Below are 19,444 nucleotides of genomic sequence, written 5' to 3' on the forward strand. Positions count from 1 at the left end.
GTAGAAATCAAAATAATAGCTGAAATCGAATTTATTAGAGCAATAGTGTACAAGCTCTATCTTTTTGATTTCCACTGTTGATTTTGTGTTTAAAAAAAACCTCCTGCGTGAGGCAAGAGGTTTTTTATGATGGTTGAATATTTGTCTTAACGGCTAATTTTTTTTGATTCAATTACCAAATTTTAACTCTTTTATTTGGAGCTAAATATAGGGAATCAGTAGGTTTTATATTGAAAGCAGTATAAAACTCAGGAATATTGCGGACAACACCGTTTATCCTGAATTTTGCAGGTGAATGCGGATCGTTAGCTACTTGACCACGTAAATCGTCCTCACGCGCTTTATCTAGCCAAACTTGTCCCCAGCCAAGAAATATTCTTTGTTCTCCTGTAAACCCATCTAAAACTGGAGATTCTTTTCCTTTAAGACTCATTTTGTAAGCGTTCAAGGCAATAGATAAGCCACCAAGATCACCAATATTTTCTCCTTGTGTAAACTCTCCATTAACAGTTAGATCAGGAAATACTTTGAATGCACTATATTGGGCGACTAATGCTCCGGTTTTTTGTTTGAAGGCCACTAGGTCTTTCGGTGTCCACCAGTTGCGCATAACTCCATCACCATCGAAAGTACTTCCTTGATCGTCAAATCCATGACCAATCTCATGACCAATTACCGCTCCAATCCCACCATAGTTTACGGCATCTTCTACATTGGGATCATAAAAAGGGGGCTGTAAAATAGCCGCGGGAAATACAATTTCATTTAATGGAGGATTATAATAGGCATTAACGGTTTGTGGTGTCATACCCCATTCAGTACGATCAACGGCTTTGCCTAATTTGTTAAGTTGTCGATTGTATTCGAAGGCAGTAGCTCTTTGTTGATTTCCAAAATAGTCATTTTTAATAATTTTTAAAGATGAGTAGTCCCTCCATTTGTCAGGATAGCCAATTTTAACAGTGAATTTAGATACCTTATCTAAGGCTTGTTTTTTCGTCTCAGGACTCATCCAATCTAGTTTTTTTATACTTTCTTCATAAGCTTTGATTAGGTTTTTAACCAAGATACTTACTTTTTCTTTAGCTTCTGGGGAGAAGTGTTTTTCAACATACACCTTACCAACTATTTCGCCAAGGTTTTTATTTACTGTTTCAACTCCTCTTCTCCAAAGAGGTCTTTGTTTTTCCGTACCTCTAAGTGTTGTACTATAAAAATTGAAATTTTCATTTTCTAAAGCAGTATTTAAGGACGTTGCTGCTCCATGAACTACACTCCATTTTAGATAGGCTTTCCAAGTGGCTAATGGGGTTGTTTTTATTATATCATTAAGCGATTTAATATATTCGACTTGAGGGATGACAATATTTTTTTGGTTTTTGATTCCGGCAGTAGTTAGCAGGGAAGCCCAGTCAAAATCAGGCATGAGTTGTTTTAAATCTTTAATAGGGTATTTGTTGTAAAGCTTCATCATATCCCGAGTTTGCTCTTTTTTCATGTGCTTAGCAGCCAAAGAGGTTTCTAAAGCCATAATTTTTGGAGCGAGTGCAACCGAGCTTTCAACACCACCCAACTGAAGCATCTTATCTATATGAGTCACATATTTTTTACGAATCTCTTTTGATTTACTGTCTTCTAGGAAATAATACTCTCTGTCTGGAAGTCCTAGACCACCTTGCCAAGCGTACAGCATGTATTGAGAAGGGTCTTTTAGGTCTTCCATAACCCCGATTACGAAAGGACTGTTGTTTCCGGATTGGTTCGCATGGCCAAAGTATTCTGCTAAATCACTATAATTTGAAATAGAATCAATTTTCTTAAATTCGGGTAATAGTGGAGCGATTCCTACCTTATTTCTACCTATAGAATCCATGTACGATCCATAAAAATCGCCGATTTTTTGTTCATCGGATCCTGCCGCAGAATTACTTTTAGCGGCGGTTTCTATAATGGCTTTTACATCTTCCTGAGATTTGTCATAGACCATGTATCCAGCACCATAGGAGGGTTTATCTGCTGGTATTGCGGTATTGCGTTGCCAAGTTCCGTTGACATAAGCATCAAAATTGTCACCGGGCCTTATAAGAGTGTCCATGTTTTTAAGTAATAAGCCGGACGCTAGTTTTTCGTCTGATTTAATTTTATTGCATGCGCCAAGAATCAAAATAGGAAGTAATAGTAAAGCAATTTTAGACGGGGAGAGTTGGAATTTCATAATTGTTATTTTTTACAGTATCAAATATAATTAAAAATCATCATCATAGGTTTAAATGACTGAAAATAAAGATTTTGTATTTTCAGTTGGGCATTCTCCACAAAAAAACTATTTTATAAATAACAATGCCGCTAATTCGTCATCCCTATTATAAATGTCTTCATAAAAATGAATTTCTCCTTTGTCATCTACCCAAGCGGTAAAATAGCCAATGTAAACCGGGATTTTATTTTTAAGTGTGTGCCATTTTTCTTCTCCGCTATTCATGGCTTCTATAATCTTTTGCTTATCCCATTTTTTATCATCTTTCAAGATAAGAGTCGCTAATTCGATGGGTTTTTCTACTCGGATACAACCGTGGCTGAAGGCTCTGTCTTCTTTATTGAATAGACTTTTTGCAGGGGTGTCGTGTAAGTAAATAGCATTCGAATTAGGAAACAAAAACTTTATTAGGCCTAATGAGTTTTTAGGTCCAGGTCTTTGTCGCACGTAATCACCGTGCCACTCCATATCGTGTTCCTCTAAGTAGTTTTCGTTTTTTTCAATACCAGGAAGAATTTCTTTTTGAAGGATACTCTTTGGGACATTCCAATAAGGGCTAAATACAATAGATTTCATAGGTGCACTGAAAATGACGGTTTGATTCATCACTTTACCCACTACAACATTAGATCTTAATTCGGGTACGCCGTTTCTGAAATACGTTAGTTGATAAGCAGGAACATTAATAGCAATCAATTCTTTTGCTTTGGTGATGTCATTTGAAATCCATCGGCAGCGCTCCATATTGACAATTAGTGTTTTTATGCGCTTCCCAACAGGGATGTTCATGTCTTTTATATTTGCCGGAAGAATTTTAGTATTGGCTTTACTACCGCTTCTGCTTTTGTATTTTAATACTCCTGCAGCCATTTCTTTATCATATATGGCGCTTTTAGAATCTTTAGTTAAATCTCCTGTGATGAATAATCGTTGTCTTATTTGTGCAATTGTAGTAGTGCTGTCGCCAAGGTCGTAGGACTTGGTGTCATTATCGATAGTTATGGTCTTCCAACCTCCTTTTTGTTCTATTTGGCGGTATTCTTTTAGGATATTTTTAAGTAAAAAATATTGGCTTAAAACCGTTTTCTCCTCTTTGTTTATTAAGGATGGGTCAATTAAAAGAGAATCGAGATAATTACCATAAGATTGTTTTTTTCTTGGGAGATACCATTCCATTTCGACAGACTTCTTAGCATCTAAGCCATGATATACATTGTCAGCATAAAAAAAATAGAGCGCTGAATTTAGCAGCTCGGTTTCAATATTTGGTTTCTGATTCCCATCAAAATTTTCGAAAACTGCATCTAGTTTTTCTTTATAAGGGACGGCCTCTTGGACTCCTTCTTCCCTCAGGTTGTTAAGTTTGTTGTGTAATAAATTAGCAAATTCATTTACTCCGTTGTGGTCATACCATACATAATGGAATTTATGTTTGCGGTACAATTCCTCAACATCAGGTTGATATTTTTTTAGCTTTGGATGATCGGTAAAGAAAGTTTGTACCAGTGTACTGTCAAAAGAAGTTTCGATTTGGTCTGGAGTAACATCCACGACAGTGTCTTTCTTTTTGCAGGATGCTGTCGTAAGTAAAAGCACGAAGCAAACAAATGCGATTGATACAAATAACTTTCTCATAATAGGGGGCTTATGCTTTCTTTTGAAACTAATGCTAAAGTACATTAAAATTAAATACGATTTAGTTGGTTGCTTTTGGTATGGTGATTTAGAAACTTAGATAAAAGTAGTGAAGTGGTATTTATTTAGTTTACAGCAACTTAAATTGAAACGGAGTGTTTTTAACGATATGTTAAATATTAGTCTCGATATCTTTTACATGTAAAAGCAGTCTTATTCTGTATCAACAGAAAACAGTAAATCGGCCAAGCGGTCGTCTCTTTGGTATAGATCGTTATAAAAGTTAATAGCTCCATCATCAGAAACCCAGGCAGTGAAGTAGCCAATATATACCGGAATTTTATTTTTAAGGATGTGGATGGTTTGTTTTTCTCCTTTCATGGCTTCATTTATGCGTTCTGCAGTCCAGTTTGGATCATCTCTTAGTATCAGAATTGCCAGTTCTTTGGCTTTGTCCATGTTGATACAACCATGACTAAAAGCGCGGTAATCAAATTCAAATAGACTTTTATAAGGGGTATCGTGTAAATAAATATCATTAGAATTCGGAAACATAAACTTAACTAATCCCATTGGATTTTTTACCCCAGGTCGCTGTATGATGTTTCCATTATTCCATTCCATTTCATGAGATTCAAGATAATTTTTGTCTTGAAAGATAGCCTGTTTTATTTCGTTTTCGATGATACTTCTAGGAACAATCCAATACGGACTAAAGACAACGGAACTGATGGAACCACTGAAAACGACTGTCTCGGTCATGGCTTTCCCTACTAGTAAATTAGATTCCAATTCTTTTTTTCCGTTTTTCCGATAGAATAGTTTAAAAGCCGGAATGTTTATAACTATATATTCGGGGACCTTTGCGAGTTTAGGATCAATCCATCGACAACGCTCCATATTTACCATAATCGTACTGATGTATTTCTTTATAGGTATATTCATTCGTTGAACTTGCCAGGTCGAAAGAATTTTGTTGGCTTTGTATCCGTTTCTTTTTTTGAAATTTATAACACCTGCCATTAGTTCCTCGTCATAAACATTGCTTTTAGAATCTTGTTTTAAATCTCCCATAGTAGCAAGGCGATGCCTGATTTGGCCTATAGTTTTAGAACTATCATACGCTTTGTAATATTCTATTGAGGGATCAATGTCAATAGGGTTCCAGTCGTCACTTTGTTCTATCGCTCTATATTTTTTCAGGACTTCACGAAGTCTATAATATTGACTAAATAGCTGTTTTTCATTTTTGTTTAATAATTGAGGATCTGTTAAAAGAGAATCCAAGAGGTTCTCATATGAAATGTTTTTCCGGGGTAAGAACCACCCGATTTCGGTTGTTTTAGTAACATCAATCCCTTGAAATACTTTCTTTACGTAAAACACATACATAGTAGTCAATAGTAGCTCTGTTTCAGTTTGTGAAAGTTCATTGGGGGTGTTCGAATTGAATATTCCGCCGATTACTGAGGCATACGCTATGCTAGATTTAAGGCCTTCCTCTTCTAGTTCGTTTACTTTGGAATACAGTAAATAAGCAAACTCTATAAGCCCTTTTTTATCATACCAAATGGAATTGTAATCTCTGTTTTTATATAAAGCACTTACATCGGTTTGGTATTTTTTTAAATCGGGATATTGTATAAAGAATGCTTTAAGAATAGCCTTGTCAATAGGAATTATTGAGGTTTCATCAGACTGTTTTGGAGAAATTTTGACAATAGAAATCATATTTGCCGGTATGTTTTCATTTCTATAATGATAAAAAGCGGCAAAGGAAGAAGCACATAAAACAACTACAATCGTTAAAATTAAATTTTTCACGGTACAATCATTTATATAAAGGTAAATAATTATGTCCTTGGTAGCTCATTAATATTGATTAAGAAGGGTTTAAAGAAGGTTTTTCGACCAATTCAATTCTGTTTTTCGATTTTTTCTTTCAAATAGCGGTAGATTTTATATTTTTATCTAAATTCTTACTCCATGAAAAAAATCATTTTCGTTCTAATTCTAATTGCAGCGTCTTGTAAACCAACTAAAGATACTATTGTTTCTGATGAGAGTAAAATCAATATTTTACTTGATTCTTGGCATAAAGCAGCAGCAGACGCAAAGTATGATTCCTATTTTGAAAAGATGACCGATGATGCTATTTTTATCGGTACTGATGCGACAGAGAATTGGAGAAAGTCCGCTTTTCAGGTTTTTGCCAAACCTTATTTTGATAAAGGAAAGGCTTGGAGTTTTACAGCATTGGAACGCCATATTTATTTCGATAAGACGAAAGAAATGGCTTGGTTTGACGAATTGTTAAATACACAAATGAAAATATGCAGAGGTTCAGGAGTACTGGTGAAAATAGGAGGTGAGTGGAAAATTAAACATTATGTTTTGTCGATGACTGTTCCTAATGACGATGTGAATGCCGTTATTAAAATCAAAGCCCCCATAGAAGATAAACTTATATCGGATTACAATAAGACGAACCAATAGCTAAATAATTTAATATTAATCGTGCTTTTTTACAAGCTTGAATATGCTTGGTATTAATTTTTCTTGCGTTCGGCCTTCGGTCTTATATATTTCCTTAATTTTGCAAAAATATTTGAAAAATCGTGGGAAGCAAAAATAAATTAAAAAGGTTCAAGGAAAACGAAACATTTACCAATGTTTTTCAACCAACAAGAGAAGAAGTAGTAGGTGATTTATTTCCTTTAAAAGGGAAATGGAATTCAGATTTCTTTAAAAATGATAACCCTGTAGTTTTGGAGTTGGGTTGTGGTAAAGGAGAATATTCAGTTGGTCTTGCCGAAAGATATCCCAATAAAAATTTCATTGGAATAGATATTAAAGGAGCCCGTTTTTGGCGTGGTGCTAAAACTGCTGTAGAGACAGGATTGCATAACGTAGCTTTTATTCGAACTCAAATCGAATTAATCAATCATATTTTTGCCGAAAACGAAGTGGATGAAATCTGGATAACTTTTCCAGATCCTCAAATTAAATACAAACGTACCAAACATAGAATGACAAATTCTGAGTTTCTGCAGTTGTATAAAAAAGTACTTAAAAAAGACGGTGTTGTAAATCTTAAAACAGACAGTGAATTCATGCATGGATATACACTGGGTTTACTTCATGGTGAAGGGCACGAAGTTTTGTATGCGAATCACAACGTATATGTTAACGAAGGAAGTCCGGAGGAAGTAACTGCTTTTCAGACTTTTTACGAAAAACAATATTTGGAAGTTAACAAAGCAATTACGTATATTCGATTCAAAATTAAAGAGTAATTATTTTTTTAAAGTTTGAATTGGTTGCCTTTTGTGAATGCTGACACCCTGCCTATGAATTTAATTATATCTTTACTTTCTGGTTTTATTACTGCTTTAATAGGGATTACTCCGCCAGGATTGCTCAATATGACAGCAGCTAAAGTGAACTTAAAGGAAGGGAAAAGAAATGCTATCTGGTTTGTATTTGGGGCAGTAATAATTATTTTTTTTCAAGCTTACTTGGCTATATTATTTGCCCGAGTTATAAATATCCGACCGGATATTGTCATTTTATTACGTGAGATAGGCTTTGGGATATTTGGCGCTTTGACGGTTTATTTTTTGTGGATAGCCAAAAAACCAAAAATTAAGAAAGCAAAAATCAAGAAAAGCAGTAAAAAGAAACGTTTTTTTCTTGGAATGTTACTCTCGGCGCTTAATTTCTTTCCAATTCCCTATTACGTTTTTGTTAGTATAACGCTTTCTTCCTATCATATCTTTTCTTTTAATGCAAGCTCGATTCTTACTTTTGTTATCGGGGCGGTATTAGGATCTACCCTTGTTTTTTACTTTTATATTACCTTCTTTCAAAAAATAGAAGACAAAGCGGATTATCTATTGCGGAATATGAATACTATTATTGGTAGTATAACGGGAGTAGTTTCAATAATTACTTTATTCAATATCATAAGATATTATTTAAGATAGTGTGGTGCGTACTTGCGAATCGACTTTTACCATTTTTATAATTTAAAACTATGTCAAACGAGAATTTCTTCGAAAGGGTTTATGCTGTCGCAAGACAAATTCCTTACGGGAAAGTCACTTCTTATGGCGCTATTGCAAAAGCGTTAGGAACAGCCCGTTCAGCCAGAATGGTAGGCTGGGCAATGAATTCCTCACACGATATGGATGATGTTCCCGCGCACCGTGTGGTGAACAGAAACGGATTGCTTACTGGGAAATTCCATTTTGATGGTACTAACCTTATGCAGCAATTATTAGAAAGTGAAGGAATTGAAGTGGTCGAGAATCAAATTGTAAATTTTGAGAAATATTTTTGGCAACCAGAAATTGAGACTTAGGTTTTTAACTAAATATCTACTTTAGAAATTGATACTATTTTTAAATAAATAACTGGGGTTAATTTCTGTATCAATAAATGCAATGCAAATCCTTTAAAATAAGAACTTTTCATAGTATCTTTACAATCTGAAATCAGTTTAAATAAACATAACGTTTCAACTGTAAATACCAATTGAAAACAGTACAATTATAATGAAATTAGATAGAAAAGAAATTCTTAAAGCTTTAGAAACAATTACTATAGCTGGAGAAGGAAAGAATATGGTGGAAAGCGGAGCGGTTGCAAACGTAGTCACTTTTGGAGATGAGGTTGTTGTTGATTTAGTATTGCACACCCCAGCGATGCACATCAAGAAACGTGCGGAAGAAGATATTAAAAAAATAATCCACGACTTAGTTTCGCCAGAAGCAAAAGTTAAAGTAAATACTAAAGTGGAAGCAGCTGTAGCTGAAAGTCCAAATCAAATAAAAGGAAAAGCTATTCCAGGAATAAAAAATATAATCGCTATTGCCTCTGGTAAAGGGGGAGTAGGGAAATCTACAGTGACTGCAAATCTAGCGGTAACATTGGCAAAAATGGGATTTAGTGTTGGTGTATTAGACGCTGATATCTATGGACCTTCTATGCCAATCATGTTTGATGTAGAAAATGAAAAACCAGTTTCAGTAGTTGTTGACGGTAAATCTAAAATGAAACCAGTAGAGAGCTACGAAGTGAAAATACTATCGATTGGTTTTTTCACTGCACCTAGCCAGGCTGTAATCTGGAGAGGACCAATGGCTTCTAAAGCATTGAACCAAATGATTTTTGATGCAGATTGGGGTGAATTGGATTTCATGTTAATCGATCTACCTCCAGGAACTGGAGATATTCACCTTTCGATCGTTCAGGCTTTGCCAATAACGGGAGTTGTAGTAGTTAGTACACCGCAAGCTGTAGCTTTGGCTGATGCTAAGAAAGGAGTTTCTATGTTTATGTCTGAGGCAATTAATGTTCCTGTTTTAGGGATAATCGAGAACATGGCTTATTTTACACCTGAAGAATTACCTGACAACAAGTATTATCTTTTTGGGAAAGATGGAGCGAAAAACTTAGCTGAAGACTTGGGAGTTCCATTTTTAGGCGGAATACCTATCGTACAATCTATCCGTGAAGCTGGAGATTACGGTCGTCCAGCGGCAATGCAAACTGCATCTGCAGTGGAGCATATTTTTGACGAAGTGACTCGTAATGTTGTGCAGGAAACTGTAAAACGAAATGAAAATTTACCTGCTTCAGAAGCCGTTAAGATTACAACAATGGCAGGCTGTTCAGCAGTTAAAAAATAATATAAGATTAGATAGTTCGCTATTATTATCTTTAAATAAAATAAAATGACAACAGAAGAATTAACAACAGAAGTTCAAAAAGCACTAGAGGAAATCAGACCCTTTTTGAATTCAGACGGTGGAGACATTACTTTAATTTCCATCGAAGAAGGCAAGCATGTCAAAGTTAGACTTGAAGGAGCCTGCACCAGCTGTAGCGTGAACCAAATGACATTGAGAGCCGGAGTGGAAACGACTATTAAAAAGTTTGCTCCACAAATAGAAACTGTTGTGAACATCCTATAAAATATTTTGGCCGTATCCCTGCTTAAAAGAGCGGGGACGTGCTTTTTGTTGTATTCTTCCAAAGTATAATTGGAGAACTCCCCACTTTTATCACTCACGCAACGGTATTAACTAAACGTAAAAACTTATAACTATAATTTAATTATGGATGTATTAATAAAAATTAAGGATAGAGAAGGAGTAGTGCATGAATTACAAGCTCCCACAGATATGGCCATGAATATCATGGAGCTATGTAAAGCGTATGAGCTTCCTGTGGAAGGTACTTGTGGAGGAATGGCAATGTGTGCCTCATGTCAATGTTATGTGCTTAATGATGTTCCCCTGCCCGAAATGGGAGACGATGAAGAAGCGATGCTCTCAGAGGCGTTTTATGTCAAAGCAAATAGCCGCTTGGGATGTCAAATTCCAATCACCGAAAGTTTAGAAGGACTAGAATTAGAGCTGGCTCCGGAAAATTAAAAAAAGCGTCACATTTAATTGTGACGCTTTTTTTAGTTATTGTTATGTCCTTTACTGCAATTAGGATTGTACCATTTGTTTTTTCAAAACAGTAAATAAAAGGCATTCAATCATAATAATAAATACAGAAAATTAGCGCCATTAGATGCAAAAAAGATTAAACCATCTCGACTTTCATTGCAATGATTTCTTCGATAGCATCCCAAAGACCTATTCTTTTATCTAAAGCCATAACCGAAATTTCTTTGACTTCTGTCCATTTTTGAGCATCCTCACCACATAGTTCAGTAATCATCTTCATCGCCATAGGTCCATGCTCATCAGCATCTAGTTCGATATGTCTTTCAAAATAATAAATCAATTTTCTTAAATCAGTATCAGGAAAATTAGTTTGAAAATTTTTAAGAATTTCCGTAAACATACTCGGGATTAAATCTTCTCTTCCAAAGGTAAAGGCAGCTGCAATTTCATGTGGTTTACCTTGTTCTATAACGCTAAAAGTGAAATCTAGAAATGCTTTAATGTTGGGGTGTAAATTGCTAGTTTTTATAGCTACAAAGATATTTTGTAACGAATTTATTTCTGCCAGGAAACTTTCAATTTCAAGCGTGCTCGCACCACAATCTTGCATGGCTTCGATATACATTTCATAATGGCTTTGTCTGCGACCATCAAGAGTAAGGTCGGATTCTTCTGCCAGTACGATTTCGTTGATTAAGTACCTTGTTTCTGGATTTTTAGTGGCAAACCAAGGAGTTGTAGTGCAGGTTAGTTTAGACTGTAATGCTTTTAGTAAAGACATAAAATCCCAAACGGCAAATACATGGCTTTCTAAGAAAGACTTCAAATCTTCGATTGTTTTTACTTTTGCGTATAAAGGGTGTTGCAACAGGATCTTTTTTTGTGGTTCAATCGCGTTGTTTATATTTTGAATGTTCATAGGTGTTATTTTGCTGTAAATATAAAAAAGCTTCTTGTTTCCAAGAAGCTTTTGCTATCATTTTTATAGATACTTTAATAGTCGTTTAATGCTATTTAAAAGCAGGAATTCCTGTAATATCCATACCGGTAATTAATAAATGGATATCGTGCGTGCCTTCATACGTGATTACTGATTCTAAATTCATCATATGACGCATAATAGAGTATTCACCACTTATTCCCATTGCGCCTAATATTTGTCTTGCTTCACGTGCAATATTAATTGCCATGTCGACATTATTTCTTTTGGCCATTGAAATCTGAGCCGTTGTTGCTCTTCCTTCATTTCTTAAAACTCCCAATCTCCAAGTCAATAATTGTGCTTTAGTGATCTCTGTGATCATTTCAGCTAATTTCTTTTGTTGTAATTGTGTTCCAGCAATTGGTTTGTCAAACTGAATTCTTTCTTTAGCGTAGCGAAGTGCAGTATCATAACAGTCCATGGCTGCGCCAATAGCTCCCCAAGCAATACCATAACGAGCTGAATCCAAGCAGCCAAGTGGCGCTCCTAATCCAGATTTGTTAGGCAATAAATTTGCTTTTGGCACTTTTACATTATCAAAGATTAATTCACCTGTCGATGAGGCGCGAAGTGACCATTTGTTATGTGTTTCTGGTGTAGTGAAACCTTCCATGCCGCGTTCTACGATAAGTCCGTGAATTCTTCCTTCTTCATTTTTTGCCCAAACAACAGCGATATCTGCAAACGGTGCATTTGAAATCCACATTTTGGCACCATTCAATAAATAATGGTCGCCCATGTCTTTAAAGTTGGTAATCATGCTTCCTGGATCAGAACCATGGCTAGGTTCGGTCAAACCAAAACAACCAATGAATTCACCTGTAGCAAGTTTAGGAAGGTATTTCATTCTTTGCTCTTCATTACCATATTTCCAAATAGGATACATCACTAAAGAAGATTGTACGGATGAAGTAGAACGAACTCCTGAGTCACCACGTTCAATTTCCTGCATAATTAACCCGTATGAGATTTGGTCAAGTCCAGCTCCGCCATATTCCACAGGAATGTATGGGCCAAAACCACCTATTTCACCTAAACCTTTAATAATTTGTTTTGGGAATTCTGCTCTTTGAGCATATTCTTCTATAATGGGAGATACTTCACGTTTTACCCAAGCGCGGGCAGAATCACGAACTAATTTGTGTTCTTCGTTTAGTAAATCGTCTAGGTTATAATAATCTGGAGATTGAAATAAGTCTGGTTTCATATTGAGCTTTTTTATAATGGTATTGCAGTAGCAAAGGAATTGTATTCTTTAGCGAGAATAAAATTAAGGCTAATTGCTTGATTGTTCTTTTTTACTTCACAAATTTACATAAAGAAATATAACAAAACCAGTGTTAAATGTTATATTTTTTAAAATTAATATAAAAATAAGTAATATAATGGGTTGTTTTTTGTGGAGGCTAGCGTTTGAACTTCAATAACATAAGGATGGGGATTGCTTTTAAGTTGGAATAAAGCTCACAACTGGATAGAAACAACGGTTGGAAATGATATTGAATATGAAATAGGGAGAGGTAAAAAAACAATCATTATTTGTACTGAAGTGGTGAAGTTGCTTTAAAATTATTGATGATGAGTTGTGAGCTTTGTTATTTTAGAAACAAGTATATTAGGCTTTTTTAAGTTTTTTCTGCACTTTGCTATTTCAGTGATTGTTTTATTATTGGTAAGTTAAATTATGCTTACATTTTCAAATAAAACTCCTTAGTCAATTCTATATATTCCCGAGTGTAAATATGTCTTGCTGTTTCGATAATTAATTCGTCCGTAGAAAAGTTTGAATTTTCATTTCGGCTAAAAGCCAACAAGCTCCGTTTGATTTCGGTGGTTGGAGTTCCTTTTACGCGAGTGATTTTTAGAGGGTAAAGCTCCATTTCTTTGGCTAAAGCCAAGAAATTCTCCTCTTCTTTAAAAGGAATAATAACAGAAAATATTCCGTTTTCAGAAAGTAACAAATCGGCCGCTTCTATTAAATCTTCAAATGGTAGCGCATCTTGAAAACGGGCCAAATCTCTTTGTTCGCTTTCTGTTTTATAGTCTTCAGAATAAAATGGGGGATTGGAAACGATTAAGTCATACTCGTCTTCCGGTTCTTCTACAAATTCATCTAAGCCTGCATGGAAGCAGAATAAACGATCGCTCCAAGGGGAGTTTTCAAAATTATCCACTGCTTGTTCGTATGCGGCTGAATCAATTTCTAGTGCGTCAATTTGTTCTGCGGTACTCCGCTGGGATAACATTAAAGCAATGACACCGGTTCCAGTACCAATGTCCAGTATGCTAATCGGATTATTTTCAATTGGAGTCCAAGAACCTAATAATACACCGTCAGTTCCAATTTTCATGGCACATTGGTCTTGCTGAATGGTAAATTGCTTGAATTGAAACAAAATGATTTTAGATTGAGGATTAACGGTTTTTGATTTCAGATTTCTTCTTAACTGAATACTGAGGCTGAAAACTGATTGCTTTCTTAAAGGTACATCTCGATAAGCCCTTCTGGCAAGTCCATGATCACTTTTTTGTTTTCACGGTCAATTTTGACAAGGAAATGGTCAATCATTGGAATAAGGATTTCCACGTCACCGTTTAGTACTTCAAAAAGAGGTTGAGCAGTTGAGTCATTTATAGATTCAATTTTTCCAACAACCCCAAGACGTTTGTCTTCAACTTCAAAGCCAATAACTTCATGATAGTAGAATTTGTTACCGCTAAGTTTTGGTAACATATTTAGAGGAAGATAAATGTCGTTACCCATAATGGCATCGGCGTCTTCTTCAGTATTCATGTCTTCAAAACGAATTCTTAGGAAATCGTTTTTGTGCAAAGAGCTATTTTCAATAAAAAAAGGAACCAAGTGTTTGTTGCATTCAACAAACACTGATTCCAAGTTTTCGTATAACTCTGGTTCATCCGTGTCTAAATAGGCAAGGACTTCCCCTTTAAAACTAAATTTTTTGGCGATTTTACCTAAGTAGAAACATTCTTCTTTACGCATCTTCGCTTATAAATTTATGCTTGAGTTTCTTCGTTGTTTTCTTCTGCAGCAGGAGTTTCTTCAGTTGAAGCTTCAACTTCAGCAACTTCTTCTTCAACAGCAGGAGCAGCAGCTGCGATAGCATCCGCTTCAGCTTTAGCTGCAGCAGCTAAACGTTTTGCGTTTACATCTTGTTCTGCTTTGAAAGCTTTAGCTTTAACATCAGCTTGCGCTTTAGTTAAACCATCTTTCTTAGCGTCAACTGTTCCAGTTTTAGCTTCTAACCAAGTAGCTAATTTTGCATCAGCTTGTTCTTGAGTTAAGGCACCTTTACGAATACCACCATCAAGGTGATGTTTCAATAAAGCTCCTTTGTAAGAAAGAATTGCTTTAGCAGTTTCTGTTGGTTGAGCACCATTGTGCAACCATCTAACTGCACTATCAAGGTTTAAGTCGATAGTTGCTGGGTTTGTGTTTGGATTGTAAGTACCGATTTTCTCTAAGTATTTACCGTCTCTTTTTGAGCGAGCATCTGCTGCTACAACCCAGTAAAAAGGTTTTCCTTTTTTACCGTGTCTTTGTAATCTAATTTTTACTGACATAATCTAAATGATTAAATTTTGAGGTACTCGACCTCTGTTAATTAAGGGTGCAAAGATATACTATTTATTTTAATATGCCAATAGCTTGTTATTATTATGAATTAGAATATGTTATGCTGTTTTTTGCTGCATTTTATTTGTAATAATTTGGTATATTTATCTGTCAATTGTATACTTTTGTTTGTTTAAAGACTTATTTTATGAAAAAATCTTTTCTTTTTATTATCGTGCTTTTTACTTTAGTCTCCTGTCAGGAAGATGTCAGGTTTAATAATCCTTCGTTTCAAGGAATAAAAGACAATGTATTTTGGAGAGCTATAGTGTCTACAGCTACTTTAGGTGCTAATGGATCTCTAATCATTAAAGGCTATTCAGGAAATGAAATAATTACATTGAAAACAACTTCGACCGCTAAGGGGACTTATTTGTTGGGAACCAGCGATAGTAAAACAGCTGTATACGTGTTAACAGATGCAAATGGCACGCTAACTTTTGCTACTGGTTTAGGAAAAGGAGACGGTCAGATAGTAATAACCGAATACGATATTATTAACAATACAGTATCCGGTACTTTTAAATTTAACGCAGAGAATAGTTACAATAATCCATTGGCGGGACCGCTTTTGAATTTTCAACAAGGAGTTTTTTATAAGGTGCCTATAATTGCGCAAGCATCAGCAAATTAAGGAAGAGCGCAGATATTACATCTCTGTATTGGCCGGTTTTGTGTTTTTTTATGTGTTTTTGAAATAAAATAAACACAGAAATAAGCTAATTTATAGTGGGTTATAAAAAAATAGGAGTATATTTGTTGCATATTATAAATAAGTACATATGAATATTTTTGTTGGAAGCCTTCCATTCAGTATTGAGGAAGCAGATTTAAGAGAGTCTTTCGAGGCTTATGGTGCAGTTGATTCTGTAAAAATTATTACTGATAAATTTACTGGAAGAAGTAAAGGATTCGGTTTTGTTGAAATGACAAATGATGATGAAGCTCAAAAAGCGATTGATGAATTGAACGGTGCAACTGTTCAAGGACGTGCAATTGTGGTTAACAAATCTGAGCCAAAACCAGAAGGTGAAAGAAGAAGTTTTAATAACAACCGTGGTGGAGGAGATTCTCGCGGAGGTTATGGTGGAAACAGCCGTGGTGGAGAAAACCGTGGTGGTGGAAACAGAGGAGGATATTAATATTTTTTTCTACAATATAAAAAAAGGTGTCAATTTTATTGACACCTTTTTTGTTTTCCAGCAATACAACTTATAGAGTAGTTACTCTGTAAAAGTACCTTTAGTTCCATAATAAGAACCGGCCTTCAAAACGTAATATCCGGTATTCAAATAATTCACGTTACTCGCGTGATAATGGTAAATTCCTTCTGGAAAATCAGCAGTTATTCCAGTATGTCCACCGTACGTATCAAGAGTTGGATAAGTACCATCTTTGTCTTTTCGACCATATATAGGAAAACCATCTCTTAAAAACCCTACTAAATTAGCATCATCTGTAGTGGTGTATCTTCCAGTTGTGTGATAGTGATAATCTTTACCAGGTCCAGGATGTGCCCCAGAATAATCAAATGTCGTTATGGTTAAGGCGTCAAGAGCTACATTTCCGCCTTCTCTATCATTATAAATAGGCACGCCATTCAATGCCATACCAATTGCTCCAAGAGTTGTTTCTTCATGCGATGTTGAAACGACAGGCTTTGCAACGATTGTCATTGCATAAGTATGCGAAGTCATACTCGTGTTTACATTGGCATGGTAATTCGTTGGGAAATCTTCATATAAAGCATTGCCTACGCCCCAATATGGTGTTTTGTGGTCTGGCAAACCATTACTTTTTAAAACGATAGAAGTACCACTTGAAGCAACCGTTACTCCATTAAAAAACTTGGATTGCACCACCGTTGTAATATCGACTGTTCCTGTTGTTGTCGTACTTGTGCTTGCAGTATCCTCTGATTTACTACATGCTATTTGGGACAATATTACTAAACCTAAAATTGTTTTGTTCATATATTTAATATTAATATTATTCTTTCTCCAACACTTTAATATCTTCAACTAAAGACTGCATACTGCTTGGGTCTAAACTATTATAAATACCACGAATCATTCGGTTTTTATCAATCAAAACGAAATTTTCTGTATGTAGAAAAATAGAGCTGTCATTGTTTTCTCCTAAGTCCTCTTCGACAAAATAAAATTTACGTCCTAGATTGTAGATTTCCTCTTTATCTCCAGTAAGAAGCTTCCATTTACTATACTGAATATTATTCTTTTTTCCATAAGTTGCCATAACAGAAACACTGTCTTTATCAGGCGTAACGGAATGTGAGACCAATTGTATCTGATCATCATTCTTAAACTCCGCTTGAATTTTAGACATGCTATTAGTCATCTTTGGACAAATTCCTGGACAACTGGTAAAAAAGAAATCAACCACAGCAATTTTTCCGTCCAAATCTTTTTCAGAGAATGGTTTTCCTTCTTGATCTACTAAATTAAATGGACGGATTTTATGAAAAGAGGTCGCTTCTGGAACATCCCAAACGGGGGTGTAATCAGAAGAATTGTAGTAGGGTAGTTTTCTACCTTTCTCTTGACAAGAAATCAACAAAACTCCGAGCATTAAAACGATGCAATATTTTAATTTCATTTGGATTTATCTTTTAGTTTTTGATCTTTGAGTGTGTAACACAAGTTGGATTTTTGCAAACCGTATCTACGACCATCCCTAGCTTCATAATTAATGTACGATTTTCCATTTTCGCGCCATGCATTTTGCATACCGTTCTCTCTATCATTTTTGAAAGTTAAAAAGGAATATTTTCCGCCACTTTCATACCATTGTTTTTGTAACCCTTCTCTTCGGTCATCGACATAGGTAAAATCAAATCTTGGATTTCCGTTATCCCAATATCCAAAATGTCTTCCATAGGACTTTCCGTCTTTATAACTTCGAGATTCTTTTAATTTTCCATCTACAAAATAGACTAAACTCAAACCCTGTTGTTGCCCATTCAAAAAACTAAAAATGCATTTAACTTGATCTGGGGCATGCATTTCTTTGATATACCCAGAATAAGGTTTGCTGTTGAAGAAATAGATTCCGTTATTCAATTTTAGATTTGCATTGGTGATTAAAATAGTGTCTTTTGGAATTGCAGTAACTGTAACGAGTAAAGACGAAGGCAAACCGCCTTCGTCTTCTTCTTTTTTATTACAATTTGTAGTAAGAACTGCAATAACCATCAAAATAACTATCTTAAAAAGTGAATGTGCCTTTTGTACCATAATAACTTCCTGCTTTTAATACATAAAATCCAGAGTCCATATAATTGACGTTCGAACAGTGGTAATGATAAAATCCATTTGGATACTCAGTTGTGGCTCCAGTATGTCCTCCATTGGAATCTAGAGTAGAAGGATAAGTTCCATCTTTGTCTTTTCTACCATAAATAGGGAATCCATCTCTAAGCCAACCAATTAATTTGGCATCATCGTCTGAGGTGAAAGCGCCATTAAAGTGGTAATGATACAGGCCTCCTGGTCCACTGTGAGCTCCCGCTCTGTCAAAAGATTTTAGTGTTCCTGCATCGACAGGTACATTTCCACCTTCTCTATCATTATAAATAGCTACACCATTCAAAGCCATTCCGATTGGACCTAAAGAAGTTTCTTCTTTTGTAGTTGCAGCAACTGGATTGATAGGGATGGTCATCACGAAAACTTGTGATTGAAGACTACCTGGATTCACCGTTTGACCTGTGGTTTGTGTTTCATAAAGTGAATTTCCTTCACCCCAATAAGGCGTTACGTGGTCTGGAGTTCCATTAGATTTCATTGTTACTGTAGTTCCAGTACTAGACAATGTTACGGCTGACTTATAATTAGTACTAAATACCGTAGGTACTGTATTTGATCCTGTAGTTGTATCTGTGGCAGAAGAGTCATCACTACTACTGCAAGAATAAGTAAGTACCGCTAGGGTGATAATACTTATTGCTGTTATTAGTACATTTCCTTTTTTCATTATTTTTTCTAAATTTTATCGTTTATCTTGAGGTCCTTTTCTTTCTGGTTTAGGGGCTTTTTTCAACTCTTCAAGACTTAAAAAACCATCTTTATCAGTATCTATTTTAGTAAAATCATCTTTTAATGGACCTTTAACCTCAGTCTTAGATAATTTCCCATCTTTATCAGCATCCATTTGTTTAACTAATTCTGCCGCTGTTGGTGGTTTTTTTCCTTCTTGCCCTTGAGGTGGTTGTGCATAGGTAAAAACTGTTCCTACTAGTAACATAAAGATACTGTATACTATTTTGCTAATTATTTTATTTTTCATGATTTCATGTTTTTTATTGACTACAAAGGTGAGCTAATATTCAGCGCACATTTTTTATTTTCAGTGAATGTCATTTAGTTTTCAGTGAAAGGCTCTGCTTAGGTGTATGAGTATTCGTTTTCAGGGGATTAAAAAGTGTTTTTTTTGAGATTGGTTAATTTTTATTT

Annotated in this window: 22 protein-coding genes; 9 read left to right on the forward strand and 13 right to left on the reverse strand. The window is 35.3% G+C overall.

From position 1 onward, the window contains the following. Nucleotides 1-172: 172 nt before the first annotated feature. The 3 genes from AAC069_RS15790 to AAC069_RS15800 form a co-directional block, all read right to left on the reverse strand. Entirely contained in the window at nucleotides 173-2,215 is a 2,043-nt protein-coding gene (locus AAC069_RS15790) for a M13 family metallopeptidase (RefSeq protein ID WP_339921402.1), read from the reverse strand. 108 nt (nucleotides 2,216-2,323) lie between these two features. Beyond that, the gene (locus AAC069_RS15795) at nucleotides 2,324-3,892 is read right to left on the reverse strand and encodes a L,D-transpeptidase family protein (protein WP_339921403.1); all 1,569 of its coding nucleotides are present in this window, start codon (nucleotides 3,890-3,892) and stop codon (nucleotides 2,324-2,326) included. Between the two features lie 213 nt (nucleotides 3,893-4,105). After that, complete coding sequence (locus AAC069_RS15800; protein WP_339921404.1) at nucleotides 4,106-5,716, reverse strand: L,D-transpeptidase family protein; 1,611 nt, start codon at nucleotides 5,714-5,716, stop codon at nucleotides 4,106-4,108. Between the two features lie 162 nt (nucleotides 5,717-5,878). On the opposite strand from AAC069_RS15800, the gene AAC069_RS15805 reads away from it, so the two are divergent. The 7 genes from AAC069_RS15805 (at nucleotide 5,879) to AAC069_RS15835 (ending at nucleotide 10,332) form a co-directional block, all read left to right on the forward strand. Continuing rightward, nucleotides 5,879-6,388, forward strand: coding sequence for a nuclear transport factor 2 family protein (locus AAC069_RS15805; protein WP_339921405.1), 510 nt, complete (start codon nucleotides 5,879-5,881; stop codon nucleotides 6,386-6,388). 122 nt (nucleotides 6,389-6,510) lie between these two features. After that, complete coding sequence (gene trmB, locus AAC069_RS15810; protein WP_339921406.1) at nucleotides 6,511-7,188, forward strand: tRNA (guanosine(46)-N7)-methyltransferase TrmB; 678 nt, start codon at nucleotides 6,511-6,513, stop codon at nucleotides 7,186-7,188. Nucleotides 7,189-7,242: 54 nt separating this feature from the next. Next, nucleotides 7,243-7,878, forward strand: a complete 636-nt coding sequence (locus AAC069_RS15815; protein WP_339921407.1) for a LysE family transporter — start codon at nucleotides 7,243-7,245, stop codon at nucleotides 7,876-7,878. A 50-nt stretch (nucleotides 7,879-7,928) separates the two neighbouring features. After that, a complete protein-coding gene (locus tag AAC069_RS15820) occupies nucleotides 7,929-8,255 on the forward strand; it encodes an MGMT family protein (protein WP_339921408.1) in 327 nt (108 codons plus the stop codon). Nucleotides 8,256-8,448: 193 nt separating this feature from the next. Further along, on the forward strand, nucleotides 8,449-9,585 hold the full coding sequence (locus tag AAC069_RS15825; RefSeq protein WP_339921409.1) for an Mrp/NBP35 family ATP-binding protein: 1,137 nt from the start codon (nucleotides 8,449-8,451) through the stop codon (nucleotides 9,583-9,585). A 45-nt stretch (nucleotides 9,586-9,630) separates the two neighbouring features. Beyond that, entirely contained in the window at nucleotides 9,631-9,870 is a 240-nt protein-coding gene (locus AAC069_RS15830) for a NifU family protein (protein ID WP_091084945.1), read from the forward strand. Between the two features lie 144 nt (nucleotides 9,871-10,014). Beyond that, on the forward strand, nucleotides 10,015-10,332 hold the full coding sequence (locus AAC069_RS15835; protein ID WP_339921410.1) for a ferredoxin: 318 nt from the start codon (nucleotides 10,015-10,017) through the stop codon (nucleotides 10,330-10,332). A gap of 157 nt (nucleotides 10,333-10,489) precedes the next feature. On the opposite strand, the gene AAC069_RS15840 is transcribed toward AAC069_RS15835, so the two are convergent. The 5 genes from AAC069_RS15840 to AAC069_RS15860 form a co-directional block, all read right to left on the reverse strand. Continuing rightward, nucleotides 10,490-11,272, reverse strand: coding sequence for a DUF3050 domain-containing protein (locus AAC069_RS15840; protein ID WP_339921411.1), 783 nt, complete (start codon nucleotides 11,270-11,272; stop codon nucleotides 10,490-10,492). 91 nt (nucleotides 11,273-11,363) lie between these two features. Further along, nucleotides 11,364-12,542 (reverse strand): acyl-CoA dehydrogenase family protein, encoded by a 1,179-nt coding sequence (locus AAC069_RS15845; protein WP_339921412.1) that lies wholly within the window; start codon nucleotides 12,540-12,542, stop codon nucleotides 11,364-11,366. A 481-nt stretch (nucleotides 12,543-13,023) separates the two neighbouring features. Then, nucleotides 13,024-13,731 (reverse strand): methyltransferase, encoded by a 708-nt coding sequence (locus AAC069_RS15850; protein ID WP_339921413.1) that lies wholly within the window; start codon nucleotides 13,729-13,731, stop codon nucleotides 13,024-13,026. 83 nt (nucleotides 13,732-13,814) lie between these two features. Beyond that, the gene (rimM, locus tag AAC069_RS15855; RefSeq protein ID WP_339921414.1) at nucleotides 13,815-14,339 is read right to left on the reverse strand and encodes a ribosome maturation factor RimM; all 525 of its coding nucleotides are present in this window, start codon (nucleotides 14,337-14,339) and stop codon (nucleotides 13,815-13,817) included. 14 nt (nucleotides 14,340-14,353) lie between these two features. Next, nucleotides 14,354-14,920, reverse strand: a complete 567-nt coding sequence (locus tag AAC069_RS15860) for a 30S ribosomal protein S16 (RefSeq protein ID WP_339921415.1) — start codon at nucleotides 14,918-14,920, stop codon at nucleotides 14,354-14,356. 200 nt (nucleotides 14,921-15,120) lie between these two features. Here AAC069_RS15860 and AAC069_RS15865 point away from each other — a divergent pair, with 200 nt between their 5' ends. Together AAC069_RS15865 and AAC069_RS15870 are read left to right on the forward strand one after the other, a co-directional pair. Further along, on the forward strand, nucleotides 15,121-15,606 hold the full coding sequence (locus AAC069_RS15865) for a DUF6252 family protein (RefSeq protein ID WP_339921416.1): 486 nt from the start codon (nucleotides 15,121-15,123) through the stop codon (nucleotides 15,604-15,606). A gap of 148 nt (nucleotides 15,607-15,754) precedes the next feature. After that, complete coding sequence (locus AAC069_RS15870; protein ID WP_339921417.1) at nucleotides 15,755-16,114, forward strand: RNA-binding protein; 360 nt, start codon at nucleotides 15,755-15,757, stop codon at nucleotides 16,112-16,114. Nucleotides 16,115-16,195: 81 nt separating this feature from the next. Here the strand turns inward: AAC069_RS15870 and AAC069_RS15875 are convergent, their stop codons facing one another. Genes AAC069_RS15875 through AAC069_RS15895 form a run of 5 tightly spaced genes read right to left on the reverse strand, consistent with a single transcriptional unit; the run spans nucleotide 16,196 to nucleotide 19,277 of the window. Continuing rightward, a complete protein-coding gene (locus AAC069_RS15875; protein ID WP_339921418.1) occupies nucleotides 16,196-16,945 on the reverse strand; it encodes a YHYH protein in 750 nt (249 codons plus the stop codon). A 16-nt stretch (nucleotides 16,946-16,961) separates the two neighbouring features. Continuing rightward, nucleotides 16,962-17,588, reverse strand: a complete 627-nt coding sequence (locus AAC069_RS15880; RefSeq protein WP_339921419.1) for an SCO family protein — start codon at nucleotides 17,586-17,588, stop codon at nucleotides 16,962-16,964. Next, entirely contained in the window at nucleotides 17,585-18,226 is a 642-nt protein-coding gene (locus tag AAC069_RS15885) for a hypothetical protein (protein WP_339921420.1), read from the reverse strand. The genes AAC069_RS15880 and AAC069_RS15885 overlap by 4 nt, the downstream gene beginning before the upstream one ends. Further along, complete coding sequence (locus AAC069_RS15890) at nucleotides 18,198-18,965, reverse strand: YHYH protein (RefSeq protein ID WP_339921421.1); 768 nt, start codon at nucleotides 18,963-18,965, stop codon at nucleotides 18,198-18,200. The genes AAC069_RS15885 and AAC069_RS15890 overlap by 29 nt, the downstream gene beginning before the upstream one ends. A gap of 15 nt (nucleotides 18,966-18,980) precedes the next feature. Then, nucleotides 18,981-19,277, reverse strand: coding sequence for an EF-hand domain-containing protein (locus AAC069_RS15895; RefSeq protein WP_339921422.1), 297 nt, complete (start codon nucleotides 19,275-19,277; stop codon nucleotides 18,981-18,983). Nucleotides 19,278-19,444: the final 167 nt, after the last annotated feature.

The organism is uncultured Flavobacterium sp., assembly GCF_963974175.1.
Taxonomy (GTDB): Bacteria; Bacteroidota; Bacteroidia; order Flavobacteriales; family Flavobacteriaceae; genus Flavobacterium.